An 11,459-nucleotide genomic window follows, 5' to 3' on the forward strand; every position below is an offset into this window, starting at 1 on the left:
GCAGGCAGCGCCAAGCGGACAGTCTTCGACTACGCACAGATCACCCTCATCCGAGACGCCGAAGACACATTCCGCATCGAAGTCTGGCGATCATACCTCCCGCATGTCCACGGCATCCTGAACATCGCGGCGAGGGAATTCACTGATACGATTTGACGGCTGATGCGCGTGCTGGGCCGGATCTAAATGTTCAAATCTTTGGTCGTTACCGCAGCTTCCAGCTCGGGTAACGACCTTTTCGGATATCGCGCGAGCAGGGCTGTTGCGGTGTTTCGGCAGTACGTGCCCTGCCAGCTTTCCGGAAAGATGTGATCCGGCAAAACAGGTGCCTTGAGCACGATGCGCCGCCAGCTGTGGACCAGTAAAACCCGCATGACGGTGATTTCAAGCGTGCTGAAGGTTGAGGAGGCGTCCAGATAGGGGCTGATGTCCCTTAATGCGCTGGCAAAATCCCCAGACATGCGGATCAATGACAGGTCACAGATTTTGCCGGTCATCCAGTGTGGCAGGGCCGTTTCCGCTTTCAGCGGTGCTACAAACACTTGTGATATGTCTGGCAGGTCGGACGTTACCAACACGTTTGAGGAAATCCACACACCGGTCGTGTCTGTCGTCTGTGCCGGTTGACCCGGATTGGACATCACAAACCACGCCTGCTCTGCCGCCTGTTCGGTGGTGTAGATGCGCGGAGAGGCGGATGCGCTTTGTGCGCGGCCCCATTTGGTAAGAAAATAGACGCTGGTGCGCCCATGTCGTTCGCTGTCGATCCAGCCGTCTTTGCGCAATCTGTGGATGGCCACGCGCATGGCTTCGGGTTTGATCCCGATTTGTTCGGTGATGTGACGCAAGAGTGACCCGCTGATCCGCGCGCCTTGGTCTTGCGCCAGGTCTCCGAAGACCGAAATCAAAAGCGACCACACCCTTGGGGTTTGATCTCGTGTCAATCGTTCGACGACAGTTTGAAACGCGGTGCTGTGCATAGGCGGTTCCTAGTCCGCCCATGCGTGTTTTCCAAGCCTAAGCTGAATAGGCGTTCATCGTCAAAAGCTCATATTCCGCCACCAGCTCATCCTCCTGATTGGTCAGCGTCGCATGCCAGCGCACCTCGCCATACTCGTCATTGCGAGGTGTCTTGTGCTTGACCGTCAGGCGCACCTTGAGGCTGTCGCCCGCCTCTACCGGTTTCATAAACCGCAGGGCATCCAGGCCAGTGTTGGCCAAAACCGGGCCTTCATTCGGTTCAACAAAGAGACCCGCCGCAAAGCTGAGCAGCAAATAGCCATGCGCAACGCGCCCCGGAAAGAACGGGTTTCGTTTCGCAGCGTCCTCGTCCATGTGGGCATAGAACGTGTCGCCGGTGAAATTGGCGAAATGTTCGATGTCGTCCAACGTGATCGTGCGCGGATCAGTGTGGATGGTTTCCCCGATCTGAAGCTCGTGGAACGTGCGGGTGAACGGATGCGCCGGGGCGGGTGTTTCGGTGGCACCGGGCACCCACTTCTGACCGATCGCGGTCAGGATGTCGGGGCTGCCCTGGATGGCGGTGCGCTGCATGTAGTGCATCACGCCACGCACGCCGCCCAGTTCTTCGCCGCCACCAGCGCGACCGGGACCACCATGCACCATGTGGGGCAGGGGAGAGCCGTGGCCGGTGCTTTCCTTCATGCTGTCGCGGTTGTTGAAGTAAAGCCGTCCATGGAACGCCCCTGCGCCAAGCGCCACTTCGCGCGCGACCTCCGGATCATGGGTGATGACAGAGGCCACAAGCGAGCCTTCGCCCCGGTTGACCAAGGCAATGGCGTGATCCAGATCGCGGTAGCCCATGATGGTGGACACCGGACCGAAGGCTTCGGTGTCATGGATGCGCTCTGCTGCGTCGGGGTTGGCACAGTGGAACAACATCGGCGGCAGGAACGCGCCTTTGTCGGCGTCCGCGCCATGAACGTCAAAATTGTCGGTATCGCCAAACACGCGTTCGGCCTCGGTGCCAATGATCCCGGCCTTTTCCAGCACATCGCGTTTCTGGCTGTTCGACACCAGCGCACCCATGCGGGTGCCTTCCGCTTGCGGATCGCCGATCACCGTTTTCGCCAGCCGCGCGCTAAGCGCGTCGATCACAGCATCGACCTGCGATTGCGGCGCGATGATGCGACGGATAGCGGTGCATTTCTGACCGGCCTTTGTGGTCATCTCGCGGTGCGCTTCTTTGACAAACAGGTCGAATTCCGGCGTGCCGGGCACCGCGTCGGGGCCAAGGATGGAGGCGTTCAGGCTGTCTTGTTCAGCAACAAAGCGGATCGAGTTGCGCAGGATATGCGGCGCAGAGCGCAGCTTGAACGCGGTCTGGGCCGAGCCGGTAAAGCTCACCACGTCCTGACAGGTCAACCGGTCGAGCATGTCGCCCAAACCGCCCGAGACGAGCTGCAGGGCACCTGCAGGCAGGATGCCGCTGTCGAGCATGATCTTGACCGCCAGTTCGGTCACATAACAGGTCGCCGTTGCCGGTTTCACGATGGCAGGGACACCGGCCAGCAGTGTTGGCGCGAGCTTTTCTAACATCCCCCAGACGGGGAAGTTGAAGGCGTTGATATGAACCGCAACGCCTTGCAAAGAGGTGGCGATATGCTGGCCCAGAAAGGTCCCATTGCGGGACAGCTGTTCGACATCACCGTCCAGATAGATATGCGCGTCGGGCATTTCCCGGCGGCCCTTGGAGGCGAAGACAAACATCGTGCCGATACCGCCGTCGATGTCGATCATGTGATCGGATTGCGTGGCCCCGGTGGCAAAAGACAGATCATAGAGCGCCTGTTTGTGCTTGCCCAGATGGGACGCCAGCGCCTTGAGCATGCGCGCGCGGTCATGGAAGGTCAGCGCGCGCAGGGCCGGACCCCCGGTGTTGCGCGCGTAATCAAGCATCGCCTGCACATCCAGCGCATCATTGCCCGCACGACCCAAAGGCGCACCGGTGACAGCGTTTTCAATCATCCTTGCGTTGGCGTCCGGAGCAACCCATTCACCGGCGGCAAAGCTTTTAACCTCTAGTAGGCTCATGTGATTTCCTTTCGTGCGTAGCTCGGACCTTTAGTGCCCAAGACCGCCCATTTGATTTGGCAGATAAAGAACAAGGATCGGCAGGGCGACGATCAGCGCAAGTCGCAGCAGATCTGCCACCCAGAACGGTGTGACCCCTTTGAAGATCGTGCCGGTCGAGACATTGCCGACAACGCCCTTGAGAATGAACACGTTCAGACCCACGGGCGGTGTAATCAGCGAGATTTCGATGACAACGACAACCACGATACCGAACCAGATCGGATCAAAACCCAGTGATGTGACCAGCGGGAAGAAAATGGGCACGGTCAAAAGCAGCATCGACATGCTCTCAAACACGCAGCCCAGCACGACATAGACGAGCAGGATCATCATCATCACCATCATCGGTGACACGTCGTAAGCGGTGACCAGCCCGATCAGGGCCTCTGGCATACCTGCGATGTTGACAAAGTTCGAAAAGACCTGCGCGCCGATCAGAACGGCAAACAGGCTGGCAGATGTCAAAGCGGTTTCTTTCAGCACCTCGATCAAGCCTTTGAAATCCAGCCCGCTGCGCGACAAGGCGATGATGAATGCGCCCATGGCACCCATGCCTGCCGCTTCGGTGGGGGAGAAGGTCAGGTTGAGCGGTTCGAAATCGAAGATGCCGTAGAGACCACCGATCACAAGGAAGAACAGCAAGAGCACCGCCCAGACGGATTTCAGCGCAATGACCCGCTCGGGCCAGGCTGTGCGTTCGCCTGCGGGGCCGGCCTCGGGCTGACGCCAGACGGTCCAGCGCACCGCGCCAAGGTAGAAAAGGATGCCCATGAGCCCCGGAATGATCCCGGCCATGAACAGCTTGCCAATCGAGGTTTCGGTGAGGATGCCGTAGATGACCAGAATTACAGACGGTGGGATCAGAATGCCCAGCGTGCCACCCGCCGCGATGGACGCGGTGGCAAGTTTGTCAGAGTAGTTGAAGCGGCGCATTTCCGGCATCGCCACCTTGGACATAGTGGCAGCCGTGGCCAACGATGATCCACAGATCGCGGAAAAGCCGCCACAAGCCATGACCGTCGCCATCGCAAGACCGCCGCGCATATGACCCAAGAACGCATTGGACACCGCGTAAAGTTCGCGCGCCATGCCGCCCTTGTTCACAAAGAGGCCCATCAGGATGAACAGCGGGATCACCGACAACCCGTAATCCTGCGCCGTATCGGTAATCTGCCGCCCAACCATGGACAGCGATGCACGCAGCCCGCGTTCGTCAAAAAAGCTGCCGCCGCGCTCATAGGCAAAGCCCAGCGTTCCGACAAAGCCCATCGCAAACACAATAGGCATGCGCAGCAAAACGAGGAAAAGAACGACACCAAAGCCGATCAATGCAGCGGTCATGTCCTCAACTCCCTCAGAAGTCCGGGCGCGATCAGGGTCAATGCCCCAGTGATCACCATGGCAATGGCAGCAACAGTGATACCTGCGCCAATCAGGTACATGGTCAGAAATTGCGGCACCCCAAGGTATTCGGTGACGTCGCCGTAGCCACGGGTGCGCTCGGCCAGCGTCCAGACCTGCGTCACAGGCCAGAACAGCATCACGCCCGACAGGACCAGAACCACCCCGTTTCTGAAACGAGACAGCCGAAACCGTTCAAAAATTCCGTCAGTCAGATCAACTGCAATGTGGCCATCGCTGACCGAAATATGCGGCATGACCGAAAACACCATCACCGCGACAAAGATCCGTGTCAGTTCAGTTGCAGCTTCAATGGGGGCGTCAAAGCTGGATCTCAGGATTACGTCGCTAAAGGTCATCACCATCAGCGCAAACAGGCATGCACAAGCCAGCCAGATCGGCAGCTGAACGAGAAAATGGTACACTCTCTTGAACGTCGGCATCAGGGGTCTCTTTGGTGGTGGGGATGGTATCGGACCGGGCGCTTTCGCCCCCGATCCAAAGGGCCAGACAGATTATTCGACGCCCAGTTCGCTGCGGAATGACGCAAGCGCTGCTGCTGCATCAATTCCTTCCGCGCTCACCTCTTCGATCACGCTGGCCTGAATGTCATTCACGATCGACGCAAACGCGGCGATATCTGCGTCAGAAGCCTGGGTAATCGTATTGCCGTCGGTGTCCTTTGTCAGCTGGATGCTGAACGCATCCCCTTCGTCCCAGACAGCGCCCGACATACGGCTGATGGGTTCGCCAAACACCTTTTCTTCAAGCGCGGTTTGCAGATCTTGTGGCAGATCGGCGAAAACGTCTTCGTTCATGATGTAGGCAAACGAGCCGCGAAAGAAGCCGCCGGGAATTTCAAAGTAATTCGGGGCAACCTCGGTCAGACGGAACCCCTGACGGCTGTCGATGGTCATCATCACACCATCAGCGGTGTTGGACGACAATGTCTCATAGACTTTGGGGGCGGGCACCTGAATGCCCGTTGTGCCAAGCGCGGTGCCCACATCGCTGGCCACACCACCGGGCATACGGAGTTTCAGACCTTCCATATCGGCAAGGCTGCTGACGGGTGTGTTGGTGTGCAATTGTCCTGCGCCGTGGGTGTGAAGGCCAATCACCTTGACCCCGCGATGTTCGTTCAATTCGGCAAGGTGGTTTTCAAACAGGTTCCAATAGGCAACCGATGCCGCCTCGGCTGTGGTGTCGACGCCGGGCAGTTCGACCAGTTTGTAGCTGACGAAACGGCCCGGCTGATAGCCGTGGAACACGTATGCGACGTCAACCGCGCCATCCAGAACAAGGTCCATCTGGGCTGGGGGTGGGGCGATGCCCATGCGGATTTCGCCGGTCACACGGCCATCTGTGGCCTCTTCGATCATTTCGATCATCTGCGGCAGCATCTGCGCGTTGATGTTATGGGTGGGCGGCACCCAGCTTGAGAAGACAAGCGTATGTTCGGCTTCGGCATGCGCGGCAGCGCCTGCGGAAAGCGACAGGGCGGCAAGCGTTCCTAGTAAGGCTTTGTTCATGGTTTCCTCCTCGTGAATAATGGGGATCAGCTGTAGCGTTTCGCGCGCACCCAAGAGCCGGGGCTTTGAGCCTCAAGCGCGTCAAGGGCGGAGCAGATGGCGGCATTGCCAGCGATTTGAGCGGCAAACATCGGCCCACCGCGCCAACGCGGAAAGCCGTAGCCGTGCAGCTTGACCATATCGACGGCCCCGTCATTTTCGGCGATGCCTTCCTCGACAATCCGCGCGCCTTCATTAGCAAGAACGGCGAGCAGTTGCGATTGGATCTGGTCCTGTGTGTAGGTCTGGCGGGTGATGCCCGCGTCATCCGAGTAGCGCGTGATCAGGTCGGTCACGACCGGGTCCGCCATGGGCGTGCGGTTGCCGTCTTCGTAGACGTACCAGCCCTTGCTTGCGCGCTGACCATACCGCCCCAACGCGCAAAGCTGGTCCGAGATCGTCACATAACGCTCGGCGGCAGGGCGCATGCCCTCTTGACGCCGTCGGTTGGCTTCGGCGATTTGCAGTCCGCTCATATCTTGTGCCTCGAACGGGCCCATCGCCATGCCAAAGGCGCGCATGGCCTCGTCGATCTGTGCCGGGGTCGCCCCATCGGCCAGCATGTATTCCGCCGCCCGGCGATACGCGGCCAGCATCCGGTTGCCGATAAAGCCATCGCAGATGCCTGACAGAACCGACACTTTGCGCAGCTGTTTACCCAGCGCGAACGCCGTGGCCAGCGTGCCTTTCGACGTGTCGGGCAGTTTCACGACTTCGAGCAGCTTCATGATATGGGCAGGTGAAAAGAAGTGCAGCCCGACGCGGCGGGATGGATTATCGATTCCGGCGAAGATGTCGCGCGGATCAAGATACGAAGTGTTGGTCGCAAGGATGGCGTCCTTGGCCATGACCTCTGCCAAACCCGCAAAAGCGGCTTTCTTGACGTCAACGTCTTCGAACACGGCCTCAATGGCGAGGTCCGCATCCTTGGCGAGGTCGTATCCCACATCTGCGGTGAACGCCGCGATTTGTGCGTCGTGCTTTGTCTGATCAATCTTGCCGCGTTTCAGCGCACCGGCGATGAGGCCCTGCACGCGCTCTTGCGCGGCTTTGGCGGCATCCTGATCCCGTTCGATGATGGACACGCGATAGCCTGCACTCAGACAGGCGGCGGCGATACCCGCGCCCATGAGGCCCCCGCCGACAATGGCGATATTGGTGATGTCCTTCGGCGCGGCCCCTGCGATTTCCGCAGGCTGGGCCACAGCGCGTTCGGCAAAAAACGCATGCCGCAAGGCGCGGCTTTCATCCGAGGCGCGCAGCGACAAGTGCAGCGCGCGTTCCTTGGGCTGGCCTTCGGCAAAGGGACGCGTGGCCCAGTGCAGGGCGTCCAGATTGTGCAGCGGAGAGGCCTGACCCCGCGCGCGCTTTCCCAGCTTGGTGCGTTTTTCGGTGAACCAGTCGCCATCAAGCGGTGGGGCAGACCGTTGCGACACAGGCGTGCGGTCGTCCAGCGTCAGCGCCTTTGCAGCCGCCTCCAGATCGTCCTCAATTGCGTCGATGGCCCCAAGCTTCAACGCCTGCTGGGCCGTCAGAAGGTTACCAGAACAGGCCATATCAATCGCGGCCTCCCACCCGAACAGGCGCGGCGCGCGTTGTGTGCCACCCGCACCTGGGATCAGGCCGACATTGACTTCGGGCAAACCAAATTTGGTGCCCGGCTTGGCAATCCGGTAGGCGCAGCCCATCGCGATTTCGAGACCACCGCCAAGTACCGTTCCGTGCATCGCCGCGACAAACGGCGTTTCGCTGGCTTCAATCGCGTTGACCACATCGGGAAGGTGGGGTTCCTGCGGCGGGGCGTCGAATTCGCTCATGTCGCCACCGGCGATAAAGGTGCGGCCTGCACATTGCAGGATGGCCAATCGGGCGCCCTGAACCTTGTGAACCGCATCAAGCAGGCCCTGCCGCACAGCTTTCGACGTCGCGTTGACCGGGGGGTTATTGACCGTCACCCAGGCCAGGCCCTCTTCCATGCGTGTCTCGACAATGCTCACGACGTTTCCTCCACCAGAATCGTTGTGGCTTCATTAATTGACCAACCGGTCGGTTTATGCAAGGATGAATTTGGGACAGCCAGAAAGTGACGCAGCATGACAGATTCGATTCTTGTTCAACCCCATGAAAACTGGACAGAAATTACTCTGAACCGGCCAGATCGACTCAACAGCTTCAATGACGAGATGCATCTGGCCTTGCGCGCGGCACTTGAAACCGCACGTGACGATGGGACACGCGCGGTTCTTCTAACCGGTGCTGGTCGGGGCTTTTGTGCGGGGCAGGATCTGGGGGATCGTGATCCGTCGAAAATGACAACGCCCCCCGATCTGGGTGCTACGGTGCGCACCTATTACGCGCCGCTTGTTCGATTGATCCGGTCACTGGAGTTTCCCGTTGTGTGTGCCGTGAACGGTGTCGCCGCCGGTGCTGGCGCGAACCTCGCGCTGGCCTGTGATATTGTTCTTGCCGCGCAAAGTGCCAAGTTCATCCAGTCCTTTTCCAAAGTGGGTCTGATCCCCGACACCGGCGGAAGCTGGCACTTGCCCCGCCTTCTGGGCGAAGCGCGCGCCAAGGGGCTGGCGTTCACCGCACAACCCTTGCCCGCGCAGCAGGCCGAAGACTGGGGCCTGATCTGGAAAGCCCTGCCCGACGACGACCTGATGCATGAGGCGCGCGCCATGACGGAAGGGTTTGCCAATGGGCCAACGCTGGGTCTGGGGCTAAGCAAAGCAGCCATTCAAGCCGCGGCGACCAATACGCTTGACGATCACCTCGATCTGGAGGCCGATTACATGAAAACCTGTGGCGAAAGCGCGGATTATGCCGAAGGTGTGTCTGCCTTTCTGGAAAAGCGCGCACCAGCGTTCAAGGGGGCCTAGTATGACACCACAAGATCGCGCCACACGTTCCGCTGCCGCAATGTGGTCGGATGACGGGGCGTCGAAATGGCTGGGCATGACGCTTGTGTCCGTCGACGAAGGCACCGCCGTGATGACGCTCACCGTCGAGAAACATCACTGCAACGGCCATGACATGTGCCACGGTGGCATCACCTTTTCGCTGGCCGACAGCACCTTTGCCTTTGCCTGCAACAGCCGCAATCAGGCGACGGTCGCGCAAAGCAACCATATCACCTACACCGCGCCCGCCCGTTTGGGGGATACGCTGACCGCGACCGCGCGCGAAGTGTCCCTGACCGGACGCAGCGGGGTCTATGACGTGCGCGTCAGCAATCAGAACGACGAAACAATCGCCGAAATGCGCGGGCTGTCGCGGTCGATCAAAGGCCACTTGTTCGAAGAATAATCCGAGGGATGGAGGACATCACATGAAAGACCTGAGCCCGGCAAAAGCCGATCTGGACCCCATTGAAATTGCCAGCCGTGACGAAATTCAGGCCCTGCAGCTTGAGCGGATGAAATGGTCGGTGCGGCATGCCTATGACAACGTGCCAATGTACCGCAAACGGTTCGATGAGGCGGGTGTGCATCCCGATGACCTCAAGGAACTGAAAGACCTTGCGAAGTTCCCCTTCACCTACAAAAACGACCTGCGGGACAATTACCCGTTTGGCCTGTCTGCGGTGCCGAAGGACAAGCTGGTCCGGATTCACGCGTCGTCCGGGACCACGGGCAAACCGACGGTTGTGGTCTATACCAAGAACGACATCGACGTGTGGGCCGACACGCTGGCGCGCAGCCTGCGGGCGTCGGGTCTGCGGGCGGGTGACATCATCCACAACGCCTATGGCTATGGCCTATTCACCGGTGGTCTGGGCGCGCATTACGGCATTGAGAAGCTGGGCGCGGCGGTTGTGCCCATGGGTGGCGGTCAAACCGAAAAGCAGGTGGGATTGATTACCGATTTCCAGCCAAGCGGCATTCTGGTCACGCCCTCTTACATGCTGAATATCCTGGAAGGATTTCACAAAGCAGGGATCGAGCCGCGAAGCACATCGCTGCAAGTGGGCGTGTTCGGCGCAGAACCCTGGACCAATGCAATGCGCAAAGAGGTTGAGGCCGCCTTTGATATGCACGCCGTCGATATCTACGGCCTGAGTGAAATCATGGGGCCCGGTGTGGCGAATGAATGTGTGGAAACCAAAGACGGTCTGCATGTCTGGGAAGACCATTACTATCCTGAAATCATCAACCCCGAAACAGGCGAAGTGGTCGAAGATGGTGAGGAAGGTGAGTTGGTGTTTACCACGCTGACCAAGGAAGGCATGCCAATGATCCGCTACCGGACGCGCGATCTGACCCGGCTTTTGCCCGGAACTGCGCGCAGCATGCGGCGGATGGAAAAGATCACCGGACGGTCCGACGACATGATCATCCTGCGCGGTGTGAATGTGTTCCCGACACAGATCGAGGAACAGGTGATGGCCACGGGTGGCCTTGCGCCATATTTCCAGATCGAGCTTTACAAATCCGGGCGCATGGACGCACTTCGGGTCTTTGTCGAAGCCGAACCCAACGCGGCTGACGAGTTGTCGAAAACCGCAGCGGCCCGTATGTTGACCAAACACATTAAGGATATGGTCGGAGTATCCACCGAAGTTATTGTCGGCGATCCCGGTTCTGTTGCACGCAGTCAAGGCAAAGCTGTCCGCGTCGTGGACAATCGTAACAAGGAATAAACGTGTCGCGTCCCATTGCTAAAGACCACGACGAAAAACGGACCCACATTCTGAAAATCGCCGCCCGCGTGTTCGCCGATCAAGGCTTCGCGCGGGCGTCGATGTCTCAGGTGGCCAAGGATTGTGGCATCTCGAAAGCAAACATTTACCACTATTACAGCAGCAAGGACGCGCTGCTGTTTGACATTCTTGACACCTATCTGTCTGCACTGCGGGATCGCATCATCGGGATCGAGATGTCGGGATTGGACCCCGAGGCGCAATTGGAACGGATCGTGATCGAGACGCTTCGAGCCTATGAAGGCATGGATCACGAACACAAGATCCAGACCGAGGGCATTCCCTTGCTGCCCCAAGATCAGCAGGCCATTCTGAAGACCTATCAACGTGATCTGGTCAAGCAGCTAAGCGATGTTGTGCAAGCCATCGCGCCTGACGTTTTCAAAGACAACACACGCAAGCTGCGCGCGACTGTGATGTCGATTTTCGGGATGCTGAACTGGTTTTACATGTGGAATAGCCCCGCCGACCAGAAAGCGCGCGATGACTACGGTCAACTGGTAACGAAGCTAACGCTAACCGGCGTGCGCGGCCTTTAACCACCGCGCATCGCTGTGACTATGCAAGGCGGTTCCAAATCTGCGCGCCGTTCAGCTCCTGTCAGGCCACATCCAGATGGACAGCATTGTCAGATATCTCGGCGTCGAACCGGACGATGCTCTTGCGACTGCAGAGGCAATTGAAATCTAAGG

10 protein-coding genes are annotated in these 11,459 nt (G+C 59.0%); 4 read left to right on the top strand and 6 right to left on the bottom strand.

All coding sequences use genetic code 11. The annotated features are described in order from the left end of the window. Positions 1–182: 182 nt before the first annotated feature. From ACG74X_RS15860 to ACG74X_RS15885, 6 genes are all read right to left on the bottom strand, one after another. Positions 183–980: a PaaX family transcriptional regulator C-terminal domain-containing protein gene (locus tag ACG74X_RS15860; protein WP_411236095.1), complete on the bottom strand. Its 798-nt coding sequence runs from the start codon at positions 978–980 to the stop codon at positions 183–185. A gap of 37 nt (positions 981–1,017) precedes the next feature. Next, the gene (gene paaZ / locus ACG74X_RS15865; protein WP_411236097.1) at positions 1,018–3,054 is read right to left on the bottom strand and encodes a phenylacetic acid degradation bifunctional protein PaaZ; all 2,037 of its coding nucleotides are present in this window, start codon (positions 3,052–3,054) and stop codon (positions 1,018–1,020) included. A gap of 30 nt (positions 3,055–3,084) precedes the next feature. Further along, the gene (locus tag ACG74X_RS15870) at positions 3,085–4,437 is read right to left on the bottom strand and encodes a TRAP transporter large permease (RefSeq protein ID WP_411236098.1); all 1,353 of its coding nucleotides are present in this window, start codon (positions 4,435–4,437) and stop codon (positions 3,085–3,087) included. After that, positions 4,434–4,940, bottom strand: coding sequence for a TRAP transporter small permease (locus ACG74X_RS15875; protein ID WP_411236099.1), 507 nt, complete (start codon positions 4,938–4,940; stop codon positions 4,434–4,436). The genes ACG74X_RS15870 and ACG74X_RS15875 overlap by 4 nt, the downstream gene beginning before the upstream one ends. Positions 4,941–5,012: 72 nt before the next feature. Next, complete coding sequence (locus tag ACG74X_RS15880; RefSeq protein WP_411236100.1) at positions 5,013–6,029, bottom strand: TRAP transporter substrate-binding protein; 1,017 nt, start codon at positions 6,027–6,029, stop codon at positions 5,013–5,015. A gap of 26 nt (positions 6,030–6,055) precedes the next feature. Continuing rightward, positions 6,056–8,065, bottom strand: coding sequence for an FAD-dependent oxidoreductase (locus tag ACG74X_RS15885; RefSeq protein ID WP_411236102.1), 2,010 nt, complete (start codon positions 8,063–8,065; stop codon positions 6,056–6,058). 96 nt (positions 8,066–8,161) lie between these two features. On the opposite strand from ACG74X_RS15885, the gene paaG reads away from it, so the two are divergent. The 4 genes from paaG to ACG74X_RS15905 are packed head-to-tail and all read left to right on the top strand — an operon-like array spanning position 8,162 to position 11,306. After that, positions 8,162–8,947 (top strand): 2-(1,2-epoxy-1,2-dihydrophenyl)acetyl-CoA isomerase PaaG, encoded by a 786-nt coding sequence (gene paaG, locus ACG74X_RS15890; RefSeq protein WP_411236103.1) that lies wholly within the window; start codon positions 8,162–8,164, stop codon positions 8,945–8,947. 1 nt (position 8,948) lies between these two features. After that, the gene (gene paaI, locus ACG74X_RS15895) at positions 8,949–9,374 is read left to right on the top strand and encodes a hydroxyphenylacetyl-CoA thioesterase PaaI (RefSeq protein WP_411236104.1); all 426 of its coding nucleotides are present in this window, start codon (positions 8,949–8,951) and stop codon (positions 9,372–9,374) included. 22 nt (positions 9,375–9,396) lie between these two features. Then, positions 9,397–10,707, top strand: a complete 1,311-nt coding sequence (paaK, locus tag ACG74X_RS15900) for a phenylacetate--CoA ligase PaaK (RefSeq protein WP_411236105.1) — start codon at positions 9,397–9,399, stop codon at positions 10,705–10,707. 2 nt (positions 10,708–10,709) lie between these two features. Continuing rightward, positions 10,710–11,306: a TetR/AcrR family transcriptional regulator gene (locus ACG74X_RS15905; RefSeq protein WP_411236106.1), complete on the top strand. Its 597-nt coding sequence runs from the start codon at positions 10,710–10,712 to the stop codon at positions 11,304–11,306. Positions 11,307–11,459 lie beyond the last annotated feature (153 nt).

Source organism: Marivita sp. S0852 (assembly GCF_046591575.1).
GTDB lineage: Bacteria > Pseudomonadota > Alphaproteobacteria > Rhodobacterales > Rhodobacteraceae > Marivita.